Annotated in this window: 19 protein-coding genes; 11 read left to right on the top strand and 8 right to left on the bottom strand. The window is 65.0% G+C overall.

Annotated elements, in window-relative coordinates; translation table 11 throughout:
- Positions 1–98: 98 nt before the first annotated feature.
- The 3 genes from ispG to H8F27_RS15080 are packed head-to-tail and all read left to right on the top strand — an operon-like array spanning position 99 to position 2,918.
- Positions 99–1,310 (top strand): (E)-4-hydroxy-3-methylbut-2-enyl-diphosphate synthase, encoded by a 1,212-nt coding sequence (gene ispG / locus H8F27_RS15090; RefSeq protein WP_197149163.1) that lies wholly within the window; start codon positions 99–101, stop codon positions 1,308–1,310.
- Between the two features lie 58 nt (positions 1,311–1,368).
- On the top strand, positions 1,369–2,709 hold the full coding sequence (locus H8F27_RS15085; RefSeq protein WP_197149161.1) for a S41 family peptidase: 1,341 nt from the start codon (positions 1,369–1,371) through the stop codon (positions 2,707–2,709).
- Between the two features lie 56 nt (positions 2,710–2,765).
- Positions 2,766–2,918: a DUF6737 family protein gene (locus tag H8F27_RS15080; protein WP_231596334.1), complete on the top strand. Its 153-nt coding sequence runs from the start codon at positions 2,766–2,768 to the stop codon at positions 2,916–2,918.
- An 11-nt stretch (positions 2,919–2,929) separates the two neighbouring features.
- Here H8F27_RS15080 and H8F27_RS15075 read toward each other — a convergent pair whose 3' ends face one another.
- Entirely contained in the window at positions 2,930–3,115 is a 186-nt protein-coding gene (locus tag H8F27_RS15075) for a hypothetical protein (RefSeq protein ID WP_197149157.1), read from the bottom strand.
- Between the two features lie 214 nt (positions 3,116–3,329).
- Between H8F27_RS15075 and H8F27_RS15070 the strand changes: the two genes are divergently transcribed.
- Positions 3,330–3,551 carry a hypothetical protein gene (locus H8F27_RS15070; RefSeq protein ID WP_197149155.1) on the top strand — a complete coding sequence of 74 codons (222 nt, stop codon included), beginning with the start codon at positions 3,330–3,332 and terminating at the stop codon, positions 3,549–3,551.
- A gap of 37 nt (positions 3,552–3,588) precedes the next feature.
- Positions 3,589–3,987: a hypothetical protein gene (locus H8F27_RS15065; RefSeq protein WP_197149154.1), complete on the top strand. Its 399-nt coding sequence runs from the start codon at positions 3,589–3,591 to the stop codon at positions 3,985–3,987.
- Between the two features lie 21 nt (positions 3,988–4,008).
- Here the strand turns inward: H8F27_RS15065 and mfd are convergent, their stop codons facing one another.
- A complete protein-coding gene (gene mfd / locus H8F27_RS15060; protein ID WP_197149152.1) occupies positions 4,009–7,563 on the bottom strand; it encodes a transcription-repair coupling factor in 3,555 nt (1,184 codons plus the stop codon).
- A gap of 74 nt (positions 7,564–7,637) precedes the next feature.
- Here mfd and H8F27_RS15055 point away from each other — a divergent pair, with 74 nt between their 5' ends.
- Together H8F27_RS15055 and H8F27_RS15050 are read left to right on the top strand one after the other, a co-directional pair.
- A complete protein-coding gene (locus tag H8F27_RS15055; protein WP_197149150.1) occupies positions 7,638–8,618 on the top strand; it encodes a hypothetical protein in 981 nt (326 codons plus the stop codon).
- 68 nt (positions 8,619–8,686) lie between these two features.
- Positions 8,687–9,421 carry a hypothetical protein gene (locus tag H8F27_RS15050; RefSeq protein ID WP_197149148.1) on the top strand — a complete coding sequence of 245 codons (735 nt, stop codon included), beginning with the start codon at positions 8,687–8,689 and terminating at the stop codon, positions 9,419–9,421.
- On the opposite strand, the gene H8F27_RS15045 is transcribed toward H8F27_RS15050, so the two are convergent.
- Positions 9,384–10,211, bottom strand: a complete 828-nt coding sequence (locus H8F27_RS15045) for a hypothetical protein (protein WP_231596333.1) — start codon at positions 10,209–10,211, stop codon at positions 9,384–9,386. The genes H8F27_RS15050 and H8F27_RS15045 overlap by 38 nt on opposite strands.
- A gap of 43 nt (positions 10,212–10,254) precedes the next feature.
- Here H8F27_RS15045 and H8F27_RS15040 point away from each other — a divergent pair, with 43 nt between their 5' ends.
- The 4 genes from H8F27_RS15040 to H8F27_RS15025 all read left to right on the top strand — a co-directional run bounded on the left by H8F27_RS15040 (position 10,255) and on the right by H8F27_RS15025 (position 13,034).
- The gene (locus H8F27_RS15040) at positions 10,255–11,025 is read left to right on the top strand and encodes a DUF475 domain-containing protein (protein ID WP_197149147.1); all 771 of its coding nucleotides are present in this window, start codon (positions 10,255–10,257) and stop codon (positions 11,023–11,025) included.
- A complete protein-coding gene (locus H8F27_RS15035; RefSeq protein ID WP_197149145.1) occupies positions 11,022–11,393 on the top strand; it encodes a DUF6464 family protein in 372 nt (123 codons plus the stop codon). The genes H8F27_RS15040 and H8F27_RS15035 overlap by 4 nt, the downstream gene beginning before the upstream one ends.
- A 108-nt stretch (positions 11,394–11,501) precedes the next feature.
- Positions 11,502–12,758, top strand: a complete 1,257-nt coding sequence (locus H8F27_RS15030; protein WP_231596332.1) for a DEAD/DEAH box helicase — start codon at positions 11,502–11,504, stop codon at positions 12,756–12,758.
- A gap of 147 nt (positions 12,759–12,905) precedes the next feature.
- Positions 12,906–13,034: a hypothetical protein gene (locus H8F27_RS15025; RefSeq protein WP_311133661.1), complete on the top strand. Its 129-nt coding sequence runs from the start codon at positions 12,906–12,908 to the stop codon at positions 13,032–13,034.
- Here H8F27_RS15025 and fmt read toward each other — a convergent pair.
- The 5 genes from fmt to H8F27_RS15000 all read right to left on the bottom strand — a co-directional run bounded on the left by fmt (position 13,021) and on the right by H8F27_RS15000 (position 18,477).
- Positions 13,021–14,034, bottom strand: coding sequence for a methionyl-tRNA formyltransferase (fmt, locus tag H8F27_RS15020; RefSeq protein WP_197149142.1), 1,014 nt, complete (start codon positions 14,032–14,034; stop codon positions 13,021–13,023). The two genes, H8F27_RS15025 and fmt, sit on opposite strands and share 14 nt — an antisense overlap.
- Positions 14,031–15,398 (bottom strand): TldD/PmbA family protein, encoded by a 1,368-nt coding sequence (locus H8F27_RS15015; RefSeq protein WP_197149141.1) that lies wholly within the window; start codon positions 15,396–15,398, stop codon positions 14,031–14,033. The genes fmt and H8F27_RS15015 overlap by 4 nt, the downstream gene beginning before the upstream one ends.
- A gap of 2 nt (positions 15,399–15,400) precedes the next feature.
- Positions 15,401–16,849, bottom strand: a complete 1,449-nt coding sequence (locus H8F27_RS15010) for a TldD/PmbA family protein (RefSeq protein ID WP_197149140.1) — start codon at positions 16,847–16,849, stop codon at positions 15,401–15,403.
- A gap of 65 nt (positions 16,850–16,914) precedes the next feature.
- Positions 16,915–17,997, bottom strand: a complete 1,083-nt coding sequence (gene acsF, locus H8F27_RS15005; RefSeq protein WP_197149139.1) for a magnesium-protoporphyrin IX monomethyl ester (oxidative) cyclase — start codon at positions 17,995–17,997, stop codon at positions 16,915–16,917.
- A gap of 48 nt (positions 17,998–18,045) precedes the next feature.
- A complete protein-coding gene (locus H8F27_RS15000; protein ID WP_197149135.1) occupies positions 18,046–18,477 on the bottom strand; it encodes a DUF2996 domain-containing protein in 432 nt (143 codons plus the stop codon).
- Positions 18,478–18,512: the final 35 nt, after the last annotated feature.

Genomic DNA, 18,512 nt, shown 5'->3' with positions numbered 1-18,512 from the left:
CTTGCCCCCCCGCCTTGCCCAACTGCTCATTGCATTTGACACCCTCGCCGCTTGAGCTGGCTTTGTGACAGGCTTTGGCCACGCGCCCCTGCCCCGCGATGACCACCGCCCCGTCTCGCTACGACACCGTCGCCCGCTACGACACCCTGATTCACCGGCGCCAGACCCGCAGCGTGCGGGTGGGAAACATCTGGATCGGCAGCGACCATCCGGTGGTGGTGCAGTCGATGATCAACGAGGACACCCTCGATATCGAAGGGGCTACGGCCGGTATCCGGCGGCTGCATGAAGTCGGCTGTGAAATCGTGCGCCTCACGGTGCCGTCCCTGGCCCACGCCAAGGCGGTAAAGGAAATCCGCCAGCGCCTAGAAGACACCTACCAGCCGGTGCCCCTCGTAGCGGATGTGCACCACAACGGCATGAAGATTGCCCTGGAGGTGGCCCAGCACGTCGACAAAGTGCGGATCAATCCCGGCTTGTTTGTGTTCGATAAGCCCGACCCCAATCGCACCGAATTCAGCCCCGAGGAGGTCGCCGCCATCGGTGAGCGCATCTCTGAAACGTTTGAGCCGCTGGTGCAGCTGCTCAAGCAGCAGGACAAGGCCCTGCGCATTGGCGTCAACCATGGCTCCCTGGCCGAGCGGATGCTGTTTTGCTACGGCGACACGCCCCTGGGCATGGTGGAGAGCGCCCTGGAATTCATCCGCATCTGCGACCGCCTCGACTTCCACAACATCGTGGTTTCGATGAAGGCTTCTCGGGCCCCAGTGATGATGGCCGCCTACCGGATGATGGCGGACCGCATGGACGCCGAGGGCTTTCCCTACCCCCTGCACCTGGGCGTCACCGAGGCGGGCGATGGCGACTATGGCCGCATCAAGAGCACCGCCGGCATTGCGCCCTTGCTGGCCGAGGGCCTGGGCGACACGATCCGGGTTTCGCTTACCGAGGCACCGGAGAAGGAGATTCCTGTCTGCTATTCGATTTTGCAGGCCCTGGGCCTGCGCAAGACGATGGTGGAATACGTGGCCTGTCCCAGCTGCGGCCGCACCCTGTTCAACCTCGAGGAGGTGCTGCACAAGGTGCGCAACGCCACTTCCCACCTCACCGGTCTGGACATCGCCGTGATGGGCTGCATTGTCAATGGGCCAGGCGAAATGGCCGATGCCGACTACGGCTATGTGGGTAAGATCCCCGGCACCATTTCCCTCTACCGGGGCCGCCAGGAGATTCGGCGGGTGCCGGAAGCGGAGGGGGTCGGGGCCCTGATTGCTTTGATTCGGGAGGATGGTCGCTGGGTGGAGCCCTGAGGTCGGTTGCCGGCGCTAGTTTGAAAGCGTCTTTACCCGGCCTGTTCCGCTCTTACAGATGGCCAGCCCCCGCACCAGTTTGCTTGTGCTGGTAGGCATTGGTGCCTGTGCTGCCACCGCGGTCGTGGCCAGGGAAGTGGTGACATCTCCGGGAGCTTCGTCGCGGATCAGCGACAGTCCCAAGGAGGTGATCGACCAGACCTGGCAGATCGTCTTCCGCGACTACCTGGACATCAACGGCAAATACAAGCCGGAGCAATGGCGCCAGCTGCGCCGCGATGTGCTCGCCAAGAGCTACGGCAGCTCCAAGGAAGCCTATGAATCAATTCGGGGCATGCTCGCTAGCCTCGACGATCCCTACACCCGCTTTCTGGATCCGCGCGAATTCAAGGAGATGCAGATCGACACCTCCGGGGAACTATCCGGGGTGGGCATCCAGCTGAGCCTCGATAAGGAAACCAAAAACCTGGTGGTGGTTTCCCCCATTGATGGTTCACCTGCTTCTCGGGCCGGCGTGCAGCCCAAGGATGTGATCACGGCCATAGATGGCAAGAGCACCAAGGGCATGAGTACCGAAGATGCGGTCAAGTTGATCCGCGGCCAGGCTGGTACCTCCGTAACCCTCACCCTGCAGCGCAAGGGTCAGAGCCTGCAGGTGCCCCTTACCCGCGAACGCATCGAGCTCCACGCCGTAGATCATCAGATCAATACCAGCCCAGATGGCGTCAAGGTGGGTTACATCCGCCTGCGCCAGTTCAATGCCACCGCCACCAAGGACATGCGCCTGGCGGTAAAGGACCTCGAGGAGAAGGGGGCCCAGGGCTATGTGTTGGACCTGCGCAGCAACCCCGGCGGCCTGCTGATGGCCAGCGTGGAGATCGCCCGCCAGTGGCTCAATGAGGGCACGATCGTCTCCACCAAGACCCGCGACGGCATTCAGGACGTGAAGCGGGCCAATGGTCGCGCCCTTACGGCCAAGCCCCTGGTGGTGCTTGTCAATGAAGGCTCCGCCAGTGCCAGTGAAATTCTCTCCGGTGCCCTTCAGGACAACCAGCGGGCCGTCCTGGTGGGTCAGAAGACCTTTGGTAAAGGTCTGGTGCAGTCGGTGCGGGGCCTCTCCGATGGCTCTGGCATGACAGTGACTATCGCCAAATACCTCACTCCCAGTGGCCGGGACATCCACAAGCACGGGATTGATCCCGATGTGCAGGCCAAGATGAGCGAGCTGGAGGCCCAAAAGCTCAAGCTCGAAGACCTGGGCACCAAGAAGGACAGCCAATACCGGATAGCCGAGACAACCCTGGTCAAGCGACTCCGCAGCGCCAGCGGCCCCTCCCAGGCATACAAACCAGGCAGCGCCAACCTGCCAGCTGCCCTGGGTTCGAGCACTAAGCCTTGAGCTCCCAGCCATCGATCTGGAATGAAAAGCCCTGGTGGTGCCAGCCCTGGTCCATCATGCTGACTGGCATTACCCTGCCGACGGGCAGCTGGTTTCTGCTCCAGCGTTGGTGGATAACCGCCCCTGTGGCAGCGGCGGTACTGGTGTGGTGGTGGCTATTTCTGGTGCTGGTGCCGCGGGCCTACCTAGAGCAACAGGGCAGCCAGTAACGCTGGCCTGCTCAGGCCACCGGCTGCATCAGACCGCCGCCGGGGCTGGAATCGTCATCGTCGTTGTTGTTGCCCGTGTCGCCCTGCAGCAAGGCGTATACGGCTAGGGCCAGCAGGCTCACTACCCCAGATACCAGGCTGAGACCACCACCCAGGCCGCCAGCGAAGCCCGAAGATGCTTCGATAACTTCGCCCATGGGTCCTCTTCACACAACTTCTCATTAATGTAACGGATTTTTGCGGGACCTGGGCGTGCAGGTGGAGCCCATCCTTCAAGACGCCCCGGGCCACTGCCTGCGGTTGGTGAGTTCCTTGGATTGGCACCGCGATCTTCTGCGCCGGGCCAAGGTTTTGGCGGCTTAGCACGACACCTCGATCAGCGCCCTGCTCAATGCGGAGCTGCGCTATTTGGTGGAAACCTGCGAGCTGGCCGAGCGGCATGGCAACCGCAATGCCGCGTTGCTGCTGGGGTTTGCCCTCGGCCGCATGAGCGACCTCGAAGTGATGGAGCAGCTCCATCTCGAACACGAGGAAGACCTGTTCCTGTTGATGGCCCAGGCCCACTTGCCGCTGCCGCGCCTCGCCGATCAGGCCACTGAAGCCATGGTGAGCGCCCTGCAGCAGCTGGTCTGATGGGGGACGCCCCTTTTCTGATTCCTGATGCCGGGCAATGGTGGACATGGTGCTGGAGGAGCTCACCCGCAGCCATTCGCCCACAAGCCAGCAGATCGGAGCCTGGGTGAAGGATCAGTGCATTCCTGTGTGGTCAAGGGAGGTGTGCCGCAGGGCGGCAGGGCGTCGCCAACGCAACCTGGGTGAGATGGCGATTCAGGAAACGATGCAGGCTTTGGTGATGGAAGAGCCTCCCAGGCGGGGCGTGTTTCTCTTCGAAGACCACAAGATCTCCCGCGCCACGTTTTTACTGCTGCCCGGTTGTCTCAAGGTCACCACCCGAGCTATTCTGCTGTTTGTGGAGCGTGGGGGTTGGTTGGATTCAGCAGTTGCAATTGAGCGAAGGGCCATCGAGGCCGGGCGTAAGTTTTCGCGGCTGCGATTTCCGTCAAATTGACTACCCTCTTCCCGGCAGGTCTCACACCGCTAAGACCGCCTCGTTCTGGGCCCTGAGCTGCTCGGCCCGCTGGGCTTCGCTGAGACCATCGGCTCCGGGGAGCTGGGCGGCCATCTGGTTCAGCCAGCCCATCAGCTCCTTCAGCTGCTTCTCGGCGGGCAGCACCCCCAGGCCCCGAGCCAGCACCTTGGCGGTGCTGCCACTGCTGGCCTGAAATACCAGGCGGCCATGGAGATGCTGGGGCAGCCCCTGGCGCAGCAGGCGGAAGGCGGGCTCCTCCATGGGCGTTTCCAGGCAGATGTTGGGCTTCTCCGGCTTGATCCGCGAGAAGCCGCAGCGCCTGGCCACCAGCTTCAACTCCATCAGCTGCAGCAGCGATTGCACCGGCGCCGGAATGGGTCCGTAGCGGTCCACCCAGCCAGCTGCCAGTTCAACCAGGGCGGCAGCGCCACTGCAGTCGGCAGCGGCCCGGTAGGCCGCCATCTTCTCGTCGTTCTCGGTGATCCAGTCGCCGGGGATGAAGGCGGTGATCGGCAGATCGATCTGGGTGTCTTCCACCTTGGGGATGTCCTGGCCCTGGATCTCGGCGAGGCATTCCTGCAGCATCTCCATGTAGAGGTCAAAGCCGATCGCCTCCATCTGGCCGCTCTGCTCCACCCCCAGCAGGTTGCCCACGCCGCGGATCTCCATGTCGCGCATGGCCAGCTGGTAGCCACTGCCCAGCTGGGCAAACTCCTGGATTGCCCGCAGCCGCTGCCGCGCCGCCTCACTCAGGGAGGCATCGCCCGGATAGAACAGCCAGGCATGGGCCTGGATACCGCTGCGGCCCACCCGGCCCCGCAGCTGGTACAGCTGGGCCAGGCCAAATTTGTGGGCGTCCTCGATCAGGATCGTGTTCACCCGTGGGATGTCCAGGCCGCTCTCCACGATCGTGGTGCAGAGCATCAGGTCGGCCTCGCCGGCATTGAAGGCCACCATGGCGCTCTCCAGTTCCCCCTCGGCCATCTGGCCGTGGGCCACCAGTAGCCGCAGGCCCGGAACCATGACCCGCAGCTGGTCGGCCACCTCCTCGATCCCCTCCACCCTGGGCACCACGTAAAAGATCTGCCCGCCCCGGTCCAGCTCCTGCCGGATCGCGCTGCGCACTGCCTCCTCATCGAGGGCGGCCAGGTGGGTTTTGATCGGGCGGCGCAGCGGTGGCGGCGTGGTGATCAGGCTCATCTCCCGCACCCCCGAAAGGCTCATGTAGAGCGTGCGCGGAATGGGCGTTGCCGACAGGGTCAACACGTCCACGTCCTTGCGCAGGGCCTTGATCTTTTCCTTCTGGTTGACGCCGAAGCGCTGTTCCTCATCCACCACCAGCAGGCCCAGCTGCTTGAAGCCCGTGCCCTTGGAGAGCAGCTGGTGGGTGCCCACCACCACGTCCACATTGCCTGTGCTGAGTCCTTCGAGGATGGTCTTGCGTTCGCTTGCGGTGCGGAAGCGGTTGAGCAGGCTCACTTTGAGGGGATAGGGCGCAAAGCGTTCGCTCAGGGTGCGCCAGTGCTGTTGGGCCAAAACCGTGGTGGGGGCAAGCATGGCCACCTGCTTGCCCGCCGTCACCGCCTTGAAAATCGCCCGGATCGCCACCTCCGTTTTGCCGAAGCCCACATCGCCACACACCAGCCGATCCATGGGCTGGGGTTGTTCCATGTCCCGCTTCACATCGGCAATGGCCTTGGTCTGGTCTGGGGTGGGGTCATAGGGGAAGGAATCCTCCAGCTCCTGTTGCCAGGGGCCATCGGCCGGGTAGGCGAAGCCCGGGGCCTGGTGACGCTCCGCATAGAGCTTCACCAGATCCACCGCCACTTTGCGCACGGCCTTGATGGCCCGTTCCTTGGCTTTGGCCCAGGCCGTACCGCCCATGCGGTTGAGCTCAGGCGGGGCGTCGGTGCTGGCGCGGTAGCGGCCAAGACTGCCCAACTGGTCGGCAGCCACCCGCAGCAGGCCGTCGGCGTATTGCACCACCAGGTAATCCCGCGATTCGTCGCTGATCGCCAGTTTTTCGAGCTTGAGAAACTTGCCGATGCCGTGGTTGCGGTGCACCACGAAATCCCCCGGCTGCATCTTGCCCGGGTCGACCGTGCGGCTGGCTGCCTTGCGGCGGCGGCGCACATAGCCGCTGGCGGTGAGGGCATGTTGGCCAAAAAATTCCCTATCGGTGATCAGCACCAACTTCCAGGCCGGCAGCTGGAGCCCCTCCAGTTCGGCGGTGCTTCGATTTTTCAGGGCCACCGGCGTGGCCTGCTCCACCAGTCGATCGATGGCTGGGAAGTCGGAGGGATTGGGCACAAAGCGGGTGATGCAGTCGTGCTCCTCCAGCAGGGCCACCGCCCGCGAGGGCTGGGCAGAGATCAGCCATACCGTGGCTTTCTCAGCCACAAAGCCCTTCACCAGGGCGGCCAACTTGCCAAAGGCGTTCGGGTAGGCAGGCACCGAGCGGGCGGCCAGATCAAAGCTGTTGGGGTGGCTGTCGGTTTCCAGCAGCTCGGCCAGATCAAAGCCCCTGAAGGCTTCCGCCTGTTGGAGGGCGCCGGCTGGCTCCCGATGCAGCACCCCTGGCAGCGCGCCCCCCAGCTCGCCGCAGACCTCAGCGTGGTGTCCGGCGGCGTGGTCAAACCACTGCTGGGCATGGGAGAGACACTGGCTCCTGCCATCGACAGCCACCAGGGTGTCGGCGCCGAGGTAATCGAGCAGAGAGGCCGGCTCGTCCCAGGCCAGGCCCATCAACCGGCGCATCCCCTCGGGAGTGCCGCCCTCCAGCAGCTGGTCGAGGGCCTCCGGCTTGAGCAGCAGCTCCAGCCCATCAGGCATCGCCTGGCGCAGCGCCTCGGCAACCAGGGGGCCGTAGCCGCTGGGGGTCAGGCGCACCACCTCGATGGGATCGAGGGAGCGTTGGGATGCGGGGTCAAATTCCCGCAGCTTGTCGAGCTCCTCGCCAAAAAACTCCAGCCTCACGGGGAGTTCGCTGCTCACCGGGAAGACATCGACGATGTCGCCGCGGCGACTCCAGCTGCCCTCCTGCTCGATCGTGGGCACCCGCTCGTAACCAAGGCGGCTCAGGGTTTCGCCCAGCTGCTCGAGGCTGATGGTTTCGCCCTTGCGCAAACTCAGACATTGGGCCCGCAGGGCCTGGGGCGGGGGCAGGTGGGGCTGCAGGGCCCGCTCGGTGGCCACGATGGCGAGGCCTCCTGCTGGCCTATCGACCAGCTCGCTGAGCACCTGCAGCTGGCCCCAGGTGATCTCGCTGGTGGGATCGAAGGGCTCGTATGGGCTGGCCTCGCTGGTGGGGTAGAGCTGGCAGCTAGACCAACCCATCAGCTCCAGCAACGCCGCCCAGCGGCCCGCCTCCTCAAGGGTCGGCACGATCACCAGCAGCGGCGCCCCCGTGGCACGGGCCATGGCGCTGCTGATCAGTGCCCGGGCGGCCCGACCGCCCCCGGCCAGCCTCAATCGCTCGGGCCGCGCCAGCCGTGCCAGCACCTCGCCGGTGAGGGCTGCCTGCTGCAGCTGGCGCACCATGGCGGTGAGGGGCATGGGCGGATCTGGCAGCAGCTAGCTCCGATCTTCGCAACTGCCCATACTGAAATGGCGAACCCACCGTGGCGGCCATGTTTCTGATCCACAGCACGGTCGATCAGGCCCCGCTGCAAGCAGCTGCCCTGGTGGGCGCCTGCAGGGGCGACGGCTGGCAGACCCCTCTTCAGCCCCGCTTCCTGGGCGTGCTGTTCCACCAGCTCCTCGGCTACGAGGCCGATTTCGATCACTTGGCGGGCCTCTCCCCCGAAGCCGTGGCCGAGGCCCTGCCCACTGCCGAGCAGCGGCTGGAGTTAGTGGAGTTGATGGTGACCCTGGAGATGCTCTGCGATTCCATCCCTGCGGCGCTCGAGGCCTCCATTGGGCACTGGGCCGGCGTCCTGGGGGTGGAAGACCGCAGTCTTCGGCTTGCCCGCGACCTGGCGGCCCATGCCTCCGCCCAGGCCCTGCACGACTTCTACCGTTACAACTGGATCGGTGAGCAGGACATTCTCAGCCCAGCCTTCGAGGGCCTGCTGGCCCGCCATGGCGAGCAGGCCTACGCCCTCACCGTGGAGCCCGATCCCATCGAGGCGGCCCGCTGGCGCGCCCTGGAGCAGTGCCCTGCCGGCAGCATTGGCCGCAGCCTCTGGGATTTCTACCGGGAGCGCGGCTTCGGTTTCCCGGGGGAACCGGGTGCCGCTAACGCGGCCCTGGCCCATCACGACTGGATCCATGTGCTGGCGGATTTCGACACCACTCCGATGGGTGAAATGGAGGTGACCGCGTTCCAGGCCGCCGCCAGCACCTTGCCCGGGGCCACCCTTGGCTTTATCGGTGCCGTGAGCATCTTTCAGACGGGGCTGCTGCCCAGTCTGGTGGTGCCGCCGGGCTCCTACCATGCCCTTGAAGTGCCGGGGGGGCCTGAGCGGATCGCCGACGCCATCCAACGCGGCCGGGCCTGCGAAAGGGATGTGTTCCGCGAGAGCGATTTCTTTGCTGTGGCTGATCAAGCTCTACCTGATCTCCGCGACTGTTGGAGCATTCCCGGAAAAGCAAATCTCCCTTCGAGCTAATGGCTCGTAGGCACTGCCAGCTCTGCGCTGATAACGGCCCACCCACCGAAAAGGGGGCCGTTGAGGGAGTGCTCCCTCTCTTCGGTGCCCTGTTGCTGGGGGCAGGGGTAGCCCTGATGGTGTTGCCTCGCGGCAACCAGCCCCTAGCCTCGCGAACACCAGCGCCTGCGGCGATTAGGCCGGTTGGTGCCCCCGGTCCCCCGCCCAGATCCCCGCTAGGTTCCTCGCCAGACCAGCAGCTGCTGCTCAGCCAGCTGGCCGAGGCCGACCGGCAGTGGACCCCGCGCGCCGAACCCCTGGCCAACGGCGGCTACCGCTATGTCTACAAGCGCCGGGCAGGCGAGCCGCCACTCAACCTGGAGTCGATCCGCGCCCTGATCGCCAATCCGCCCAGCTTCGAGCGGGAAAGGCAGGCGATCGCCCAGCTCCTGCAGGCCCTGGAACAGGTCGGTGTGCGGGTGAACCTCTCTGTCCCCCACAAGAGCGGCGCTGCCGCTGAATGGGACCCGCAAGCCCGCACCCTGCGCATCCAGCCCACTGTGGTGAGCAAGGGCACGCTGGAGTTTGCCAAGGTGCTCAACCATGAGGCGATCCACGTGGCCCAGAGCTGCAGCAACCAGGGCCTGGGTTCGGACCCCCTCTTGCTTGGCCTGCCAACCCTGCTACCTGGCCATCTCTCGACGGTGCTGAATGAACCGATCTATCGCACGGCCCCAGAGCGGGTGCGTCAGCTCGAAAGGGAGGCCTTTGCCAACCAGGATCGCCTCACCCTGGGGGTCCAGTTGGTGCAAGCCCACTGCTGAGATCACTGCTGAGGTCCTCCAGCAGCATGTTGAACTGCAGTAGCTGGGCATCACTGAGCTGCTGGCGGCTGGTGAGGGAAAAGTGCCGCTCCAGCAAAGCCCGGCCCTGGCCAGGTTCCCATTGCAGCTGGGCCAGCAGTTGGTCGCACTGGCTCAGCAGTTCGCGCCGCCTCAGGGGTGCCGGAGCGCTGCTGGCCTGGGTGCCTGGGCTGAATCCCTGCAGTGCTGCCAGGTAGGCCTGCAGATCGGCGTAGTTGGTAAGGCGGTTGCGGTTGGGGTTGCCGAAAACCCGCTGCAGGTACACCGCCTCCTGGTCCCGATCCCAGCCGAGTCGCTGCAGCTCCAGCTCGAGTTGGGCCAATTCAGTTGACCAGTCCTCCGGATCCACCTGGGGCTCCTCCGGCGGCTGGGCTGGGGGCTGCCAAGATTCGGGTTGTGAAGGCTGTGTTGGTGAAGGCAGGGGCAGGGGGGCTGGGGTCGCAATGGGAGCTGGGGCCTTTTGCCTGGCCACTGGACCCCTGGCTACCTTTTCCCTAGCCAGCGATTCCATTGCCTCCAACTCGATCTGGGGCTGGGGGCGGCCCTGCAGCCGTTGGCGGGCCCGATCCTCTGCCAGCTCGGCCGTGGCTGCTTCGCCGAGGGCCGAATCGAGGATCTGCCCCGCCCGCCTGAGCTGCACCAGCACGATACGGCTGCCCGCCTCGACATGAACTAGCTGCACCTCCAGCTGCCAGCTCAGCTGACCATCCAGCTTTCCCTCTGGCACCTCTTCATCCCCCGAACTGGCCAACCCGACTTTCTAGAATTCCCACCATCCTGGCCCGCTGCAGCCCGTGGAAGCGGAGTCGATCCAATCAATTCAACCCCTGCTCAAGCAGGCGGACCAGTGGGGCGAGGTACTGCTGCTGTTGCCCTTGCTTGTGGCGCTCGAGGCCGTTTTGTCTGCTGACAACGCCATTGCCCTGGCCGCCATTGCCCGGGGCCTGGATGATCCGGCCCGCCAGCGCCAGGCGCTCAACCTAGGGCTGGGACTGGCCCTGGCGTTCCGCCTAGGTCTGATCGTTGCCGCCCGGTGGGTGCTCAATTTCTGGCCCCTGCAGCTCGCGGCCGCCGGCTACCTTCTCTGGCTCTCTGGCAGCCATCTGGTGCTGGTCTTCTCAAACCCGGCAGACGATTCCAATGCCGAAGGGCAGGACCCAGATCCAGACCAACAAGCGCCATCGCCCCAAGGATCCCTCCACCATTCAGGCCTGGGCTCGGTTGTCCTGACGCTTGCCCTCACCGATCTGGCCTTCTCCCTCGACAGCGTGGCTGCCGCTGTGGCGGTGACGGATCGGCTGGTTCTGGTGATGGCTGGCGGGGTAATTGGGGTGATTGCCCTGCGGCTCACGGCTGAACTCTTCATCCGTTGGCTGGCTGTCTTCCAGCACCTTGAGACGGCTGGTTATCTGGCGGTTGGACTGGTGGGGATTCGTTTACTACTGCGCCTAGGGCTGCCCCAGGTAGTGCCGCCGGAGTGGCTGCTGCTGCTTCTGGTGGCTGGCCTGTTTGCCTGGGGCTTTTCCGTTCGCCAGGTCCCGGCGGACCAGCCCCCCGTTTCATGAGGGTGGAGCTGCGGCAGATCGACACCGATCGATTGCTCGACGCCCTTGAAGTAGACGAAATCGGTGATGTGCCCCATCCAGGCCGCTGGCTGGAAAGTTCTGGTCGCAGCTTTTTGGTTCTGCAGCGCCGCCATTGCTACCAGTTGCGCAACGGTAAATACCAGCTCGCCAGCGTGGCGCTGCAGGTGAAGCCCCAACGCCAACCAGGCGATGCTCGCTGGTGGCACAACCAGTGGGTGATTGGCGATCCCAGTTGCCGCTACAACGCCCGAACTCCCCTGCTGCGCTGCGCCGTGCTGCCCGATGGGCCCTGCGAGCTCTGCGCCCATTACCGCCAGAGAGATCGCCCTCCTGATCACCCTCCCTGATCCCCTAACCAACGGCTCCTAGGCTGGGCTGACAACGCTTCTGCGGCGATTACCCAATCCATCCCATCTCCCAAGACTTCACCAGATTTCAAGATCTCTGCTGAGGCCTTGACTGCTTCCTTCGATTACTTCGGCCTGGGCGAACCCCTGCTCAAGGCGGTGGCTGAGAAGGGCTACACCAGTCCTTCGCCGATCCAGAGCCAGTGCATACCAGCCGTGCTGGCCGGCCACGATGTGATGGCTGCGGCCCAGACCGGCACCGGCAAAACCGCAGGCTTCACCCTGCCGATGCTGGAGCGGCTGCGCCACGGCCCCCCCGCCCGCGCTGGCATCGTGCGCTCTTTGGTGCTCACCCCCACCCGTGAGCTGGCGGCCCAGGTGGGAGAGAGCGTGCGGGCCTATGGCCGCTACCTCGACCTGCGCAGTGACGTGGTGTTTGGCGGGGTCAAGGTGAACCCCCAGATCAGTCGTCTGCAGAGGGGGGCCGACATCCTCGTGGCCACCCCGGGCCGGCTGATGGATCTCTACCAGCAGAAAGCTCTGCGGCTCGATCGGGTTGAGATCCTGGTTCTCGATGAGGCCGACCGGATGCTCGACATGGGCTTCATCCGCGACATCCAGAAAATCCTGGCTCTGCTGCCAGCCAAGCGTCAAAACCTGCTGTTTTCAGCCACTTTTTCCGGCGACATCCGGCGTCTGGCCACGGGGCTGCTGCATAATCCCGTCCAGCTCCAGGCCACCCCGGCAAACCAGGCGGCCCCCACCGTTGAGCACCTGCTCCATCCCTGCGACATGGACCGCAAGGGGGATCTGCTCAGCCACCTGATTCGCAGCAATGACTGGCAGCAAGTGCTGGTGTTTTCCCGTACCAAGCACGGCGCCAACCGCATGGCAGACCGGCTCATTCGCGAAGGTATTACCGCCGCCGCCATCCACGGCAACAAGAGCCAGGGGGCCCGCACCAGGGCCCTGGCCGATTTCAAAGCCGGTGCCCTGCGCGTGCTGGTGGCCACCGACCTTGCTGCCCGGGGCATCGACATCCACCAGCTGCCCCACGTGGTCAACCTCGACCTGCCGAACCAGGCGGAGGATTACGTGCATCGCATCGGCCGCACCGGTCGGGCCGGCCATAACGGCCACGCGATCTCCCTGGTGGCTGCTGAAGAAAGTGAGTTGCTGCGCGCGATTGAGCGGGTGATCGGGCTGAGCCTGCCGCGTCAGGAGGTGCTCGGTTTTGAACCCAAGGTGCTCTCGGCCGCTCCCCTCGATCTAAGTGGCGGCCGCGGTAAGGGGGGGCGCCGCTCCCCTGCCCCCCATGGCGCCCGCCCCCGGGGGGGGCGACGACCCTCCGGCTCCGATCGCTGAAGCCCGGCTTCGCGAACAGCAACAACCGACACATCAGCGGCGGCTCTGCTCCGCTGCGATGGGCGTGTTGAGAGTTGAGCAATGCCCTACGAGCCCGGATCTCCGCAATGCCGCGTGTTGATCGATTGCAAGAGCCAGATTGAGTCGATGCTGCTCTCCCTGGGCCGCATCGAAAACAGCCAACACATTCGCGACCAGCTGGTTTCCGTGCACAACCAGTTGGAGGGCCTGCATGCCCTGCACCGCAAGGAGGCGCTCGAGCTCAAGCAGGGTTAGCCCCACCTAGCAAACCCGCTGCGCTGCCGAACCGGTCGCCGGGCCCAGCGCCCAACTGTTGGATCAGGGCCTGGCCCAGGGCGGGGGCGCGGCCTTCCAACTGGGCTTCCCGCACCAGCAACGGGCCGGCACCAGTAGCTACCACCAGGCCTACCCCGGGCTCGATTGCCAGGACTGTGCCAGGTATTGCCCCCTCAAGCTTTATCCCTTCAAATCCGGCCACCAGGGGTTCGCTGGCCAGCAACTTCAGCCGTTTGCCCCGCCAGCTGGTGTGGGCATTGGGGTACAGGCCCATCACGCGCCGGTGGATCGCCACCGCTGCTGCGCTCCAGTCAATTACCGCGTCGGCTTTGGTCAGCAAGCGGGCCAGGCTGAGCCCCGCTTCCCCCTGGGGACGAACCCCCAGCCGGGCCAGCCGTTCAGCTTCCGGGCCCGTTCCGGCAGCCTCGATGCGGGGCAAGGCCTCGACCAGCAGCTCGGCGCTGAGCATGGCCAGCCGCTGCGCCAGCTGCCGGGCGTTCTCCAGCGGGCCAATGGTCAGGGAGCGCTCCAGTAAGACCGGCCCGGTGTCGAGCCCTGCCTCCATGGCCATGATCCCCACCCCGGTTTCGGTGTCGCCCTCGAGCAGGCACCACTGAATTGGGGCCGCTCCCCGCCAGCGCGGCAGCAGGGAGCCATGGGCGTTCCAGCAGCCCAGGGGCGGCTGGGCCAGCACCTCCGGCGGCAGAATTTGGCCGAACGCCACTACCACGGACAAATCGGCGCCGAGGGCCCCAAGCTGGGCCTGGAGCTCGGGCTCGCGCCGGATCCGCTCGGGCGTGAAAACCGGCAGACCCAACTCCAGGGCCCGGGCCTTGACGGCGCTGGGCTGCAGCTCCTTGCCGCGGCCGCGGCGGCGATCCGGCTGGCTCACGACCCCCACCACCGCATGACCGGCAGCCACAAGGGCCTCCAGGCTGGGCACGGCGTAGGCCGGCGTTCCCCAGAACAGGATCTTCACGCCTCGCCGGTGATCGAGAGGCCCTCAACCCACACGTAGGGGCAGAGACCATCGGGGGTCACCTTGGCCTCACCCTCAAAGCCAATGATTTCCCGGAGCAGCTTGCGGATGTCGCCTGCCACGGTGGCTGCTTCGATGGAGCGGCTGACCCCGCCGGCCAGCAGCCAGCCGTCGAAGGGCAGGGAGAAGGAGCCCTGGCTCGCCTTGACACCGGCATGCAGAGCAGAGAGGGAATCGATCACCACCAAGGGGCCCCCATGGATGAAACGATCCAGACCCTGCTGGCCGCCGCCGCTGCCGGGGGTAGGCCCGATCTCAAACCAGTCGGGGCCTACAGACACCTTGGCCCCCATACCGGCGTGGCCAGTGGGGTGCACCCCAAAGGCCCGGGCCGTGGCCTCCGAGTGCAGGAAGTTGCGGAGAATGCCGCCCTCCACCAATTCAAGCGGGGCGGTCGGCGTTCCCTCACCATCAAACAGCGAGGCGCCGATATTGCCGGGGTGCAGGCCGTTGTCCCGAATGCTCAGGAAGGGCACCGCCAGGCTCTGGCCGAGGGAGTCGCGCTGGCTGAGGCTGACCCCATCGAGCACCGATCTGGCGTTGAACAAACTGCTGAAGGCGCCGATCAGGTCGAGGAAGGCCTCCGGGCTGAACACGCAGGTGTAGGAGCCGGTTTCGATCGGGGCGTAGTCGAGGTGGGCGATGGTGCGCTCGGCCGCCTCTTCTATGCAGCCAGCGATGTCGAGGTCGGAGGTGCCGAAGGCCATCCGTACGGCGCCGGAGCTGCGGGGTTTGCGGCCAGCCTCTTCTGCCCTGGCATAGAGGTAGATGCTGGCGGTGGTGAGCAACTGGTGCCGGCGGGCCCCATCACTGTTGAGGTAGAGGCGCTCACTGCTGCGCTGGGCCAGGCCGTTGTAGGGCACCGTACCGATGGCGCCATGGCGGTCGAGCAGTTGGCGCTCGGCTTCCTTGAGGCTCTCCAGCAGGGTGAGGATCGGCTGGGGCTCGCGCAGGGGCTGATCCAGGCTGACCAGGGGTGCGGTGGCAAGGGGGGAGAAGGCGGGGGTTTCCTCGGAGTTGCCAAATGCGCTGGCGGCGTGGGCGCCGCCTAGGGCCCTCTCCAGGCCAGCGTCGCTGAGATCCGAGGTGCTGGTGATCCCCACCAGGCCTTTGTCGTTCCACACCCGCACGGTGATGGCGCTGCGCTGGGCACCTTTCATCAGTTTGGCTTCACCGCGGTCAACCTGCACGGAGGTGTCGGTGCTGCAGGAGGCCCCCAGGTCCCATTGGTGAATGGCGGCGGCCTGGGCCAGCTGCTGGAGCCTGGCGCTGAGGGCTTCGGGGTTGAGGCGGTTGTCAGCCATGGTCAGCGCCCCCCGACGGTGATTGATTCCACCTTGATGTGGGGTTGGCCCACGGTTACGTTGATACTGCCGCTGACCGAGCCGCAGAACCCGGCGGCCAGCTCCAGATCATTAGCACACATCGAGATGCGCGGCATCACCTCCTTGGCTTCGCCAATCAGGGTGGCTCCCTTCACCGGCTTAGTGAGTTGGCCGTTCTCGATCAGGTAGCCCTCCTCGACGGCGAAGTTGAACTGGCCCGTGGGGCCCACACTGCCCCCGCCCATTGATTTGCAATACAGCCCCTTGTCAACCGAGGCGATCAACTGGTCGGGGGTGTGGGGGCCTGCGGCGATAAAGGTATTGCGCATGCGGCTGGCGGCGGCAAAGGCATGGCTCTGGCGGCGACCGCTGCCGGTGCGGCCATGGCCGGTGCGCAGCTCGCCGGCGCGGTCGCTCAGGAAACCCTTCAACACACCCCTTTCGATCAGCACCGTCCGCTGGGGCTCCATACCTTCGTCATCCATCGAGAGGGAGCCGAAAGCACCATCACTGAGGCCCTCATCGATGGCGGTAACGGCTTCATGGGCGATTGATTCGCCCACCATGTCGGCAAAGGGGGTGGTGCCCCGCTCCACCTGGGTGGTTTCGAGCAGGTGGCCGCACGCCTCATGAAAAATCACACCGCCGAAGCGGTTGGCGAGCACCGCCGGCATCTGGCCGGCCTCCACGTAGTCGGCGTAGAGCATGGTGCCCACGCTGGTGCAAACATCCTGGGCTGCAGCATCGGCGTCCCAGTCGCGCAGGTCGTCGGGCCGATCGGAGGTGCCGTAGCGGCGGCCCAGGCCGGCGCGGTGGTCGCCGTCGGCAGCGAGCACGTTTAGACCCAAAGACTGGTGTAGGCGGATGTCGCGGGCAAAGGTGCCGTCGCTGGCGGCCACCAGCACGCTCTGCCAGTCGCGGGAATAGCTGCCCCGGCGGGCCTGCAGGTGCTCTCCATGTTTGGCCAGCCTGGAGGTGCCCTCCAGCAGTTTCGCCGTGGCTTCAGCCAGGGAAGGGCAGCGTTCCAGCCAGTCGCCCTTGACTGCGCTGAAGTCTCTGAGGGCACCCAGGCCCTCGAAACCCTTCGATGGAACGCTTGATGGGGCGCTGCTGAGCATCAGGCCGAGCATGCCCAGGGCCTGATCCAGGCCTTGGAGCAGGCCCTGGGCGCTCAGGTCGTTGGTGCTGACAAAGCCGTCGCGCTTGCCGCGGAATACCCGAATTCCAGCTCCCATGCCGAAGGATGGGCTGACATTGGTGATTGCCTCCTGCTCGGCCAAAACGCCCAGATGGTCGGTGCGCTCTAGGAAAATCTCCACCAGGTCGGCGCCGGCCCCCCGACCGGCGGCCAGCAGGGATTCGAGCCGCGGCAGCCAGCTGCTGTCAAAGCAAGCGGGGTTTGCGCCCGAAACGGGAGTGGAGGCAACCAAGGCAGATCGGCGAGGGGGCGGGGCAGGAGGTGTGGGCTCCGGGTAGGAGCCCGGTCAGGCTGGGCTCAGCGCACAGCGGCCTGGAAGTGCTCGCTGCGGATTGGGGCCATCAGGTAGAGCTTGGCCATTTCAGCTCCATTGGCGATCCACAAGGGCAGCTTGCGCAGCAGCTTCAGGGGCGCCGGCGCTGAGCTGGCATCGACTGCGCTCAGTCCGGCGTTGTTGCTCACCAGCCGCTCTAATCGTAAATAGAACTTGGGATGGTCGACGTTGAGTACCACGGGGAAGACCCGGGCTGAGGTCTCGTTGGTCTTGGCAATCACAACCTTGTCGTAGGCGCGGGCATCGAGGCCAAGGGCTTCGTAGAACTCCTTGCGAGCTACGTCGCGCACGTACATGGTGGCAAAGACGGCCAACAGGAAAAAGCGACACCACAGACGGGCCGTGAGGCCACGCACCGTGGCTGGTTGGGCCTTCATCAGGGCGTCAAAGAAGTCGCCATGGCGGTTTTCGTCCTGACACCAGTTTTCGAAGAAGTTGAAGATCGGGAAGATCTTGCTTTCAGGATGTTGCTCTAGGTGGCGATAAATAGCGATGTAACGCCAGTAACCGATCTTTTCGCTCAGGTAGGTGGCGTAAAAGATGAACTTGGGCTTGAAGAAGGTGTAGGCCTTATTAGCCGTGAGAAAGCCCAGATCGAGCTGCAGCCCGAAATCCCCCATTGCCTTGTTCAGGAAGCCGGCATGGCGGGCCTCATCCCTGGCCATGTGGGCGAAGCATTCGGCCAACAGGGGGTTTTTGCTTTTGATCCGGCGGCTCAGCTCCTTGTAGAGCAGGAAGCCGGAAAATTCCGAGGTGCAGCTCTGCTCAAGAAACTCAACAAACACCTGGCGGGTTTTGGGGTCGAGTTTGGCTGCCGCCCCGTCGAATTCGTCGTTGCGCACGAAATGGTGGCGGTTGTAGTCCTTGCGGAACTCCTCGCAGATGGCCTCCAGCTCCAACACGTTGGGCTGCAGATCCATCGCCGCCATGGCGTCGAAATCCGTGGTGTAGAAGCGGGGGGTCAGGATCGTGTCCCTGACCGGATCCTTGATAGTCGGTGCTTCTTGGGTGGCTGGGGAAGTGGCAATCGCGGCGGGAGGCACCATCTGGCGTTGCGGCTTACGGCTGTACTTGCATCGTAGGGGGCTTGGTCGTCAGTTCGGGCCGAGCCATTTCTGGCCGTTGAGACGCTGGACCAGGCGCGAGACCAGCAGCGCCAGCGTCATCTTCTTCTCATCAATCAGGAACGACTCGAGCAGGCTGGGTTCACTGCCCCCCTCTGCCACCGCCACCGTTTTGGCGGAATTGATGCTGGCTGCCGTGAAGCAGAGCCAGAAGCGTCGCTGGCCGGGCAGCTCGCCCTTAACCATCCAGCACTCTGAGCCCACCACCGGCATCGGGCCCTGCTCGAAGACCAGTTCCGGCGAGGGGCCGCCATAGCCCTGGATTTCTGCTGCCAATGCAGGCATGAGCAGCTTGGGTATGAAGCTGTCAAAGGGCTGGTCTTCCGGGCTCGGCGGCTTGGCCTTGGCGGCGGCGGCAGGCCGGGATTCCCCATTGGTGGCAGGTTGGGCGGATTCGCTCACCGGTGCAGGCCCCTTGCGGCATCTCACCCAACCTT

The organism is Synechococcus sp. CBW1108 (genome assembly GCF_015840335.1).
Classification (GTDB): Bacteria; Cyanobacteriota; Cyanobacteriia; order PCC-6307; family Cyanobiaceae; genus Cyanobium_A.
This window is presented reverse-complemented; position numbering and strand designations above follow the sequence as displayed.

Coding starts and splice junctions, on each gene's coding strand:
- mfd (WP_197149152.1), bottom strand. CDS start 7,563: ATGCCCCTCACCGCCATGGTGCGCCAGCTGCAGCAGGCAGCCCTCACC.
- H8F27_RS15080 (WP_231596334.1), top strand. CDS start 2,766: ATGCTGACTGGCATTACCCTGCCGACGGGCAGCTGGTTTCTGCTCCAG.
- H8F27_RS15055 (WP_197149150.1), top strand. CDS start 7,638: ATGTTTCTGATCCACAGCACGGTCGATCAGGCCCCGCTGCAAGCAGCT.
- H8F27_RS15015 (WP_197149141.1), bottom strand. CDS start 15,398: ATGGCTGACAACCGCCTCAACCCCGAAGCCCTCAGCGCCAGGCTCCAG.
- H8F27_RS15065 (WP_197149154.1), top strand. CDS start 3,589: ATGGTGGACATGGTGCTGGAGGAGCTCACCCGCAGCCATTCGCCCACA.
- H8F27_RS15075 (WP_197149157.1), bottom strand. CDS start 3,115: ATGGGCGAAGTTATCGAAGCATCTTCGGGCTTCGCTGGCGGCCTGGGT.
- H8F27_RS15085 (WP_197149161.1), top strand. CDS start 1,369: ATGGCCAGCCCCCGCACCAGTTTGCTTGTGCTGGTAGGCATTGGTGCC.
- acsF (WP_197149139.1), bottom strand. CDS start 17,997: ATGGTGCCTCCCGCCGCGATTGCCACTTCCCCAGCCACCCAAGAAGCA.
- H8F27_RS15035 (WP_197149145.1), top strand. CDS start 11,022: ATGAGGGTGGAGCTGCGGCAGATCGACACCGATCGATTGCTCGACGCC.
- ispG (WP_197149163.1), top strand. CDS start 99: ATGACCACCGCCCCGTCTCGCTACGACACCGTCGCCCGCTACGACACC.
- H8F27_RS15025 (WP_311133661.1), top strand. CDS start 12,906: ATGCTGCTCTCCCTGGGCCGCATCGAAAACAGCCAACACATTCGCGAC.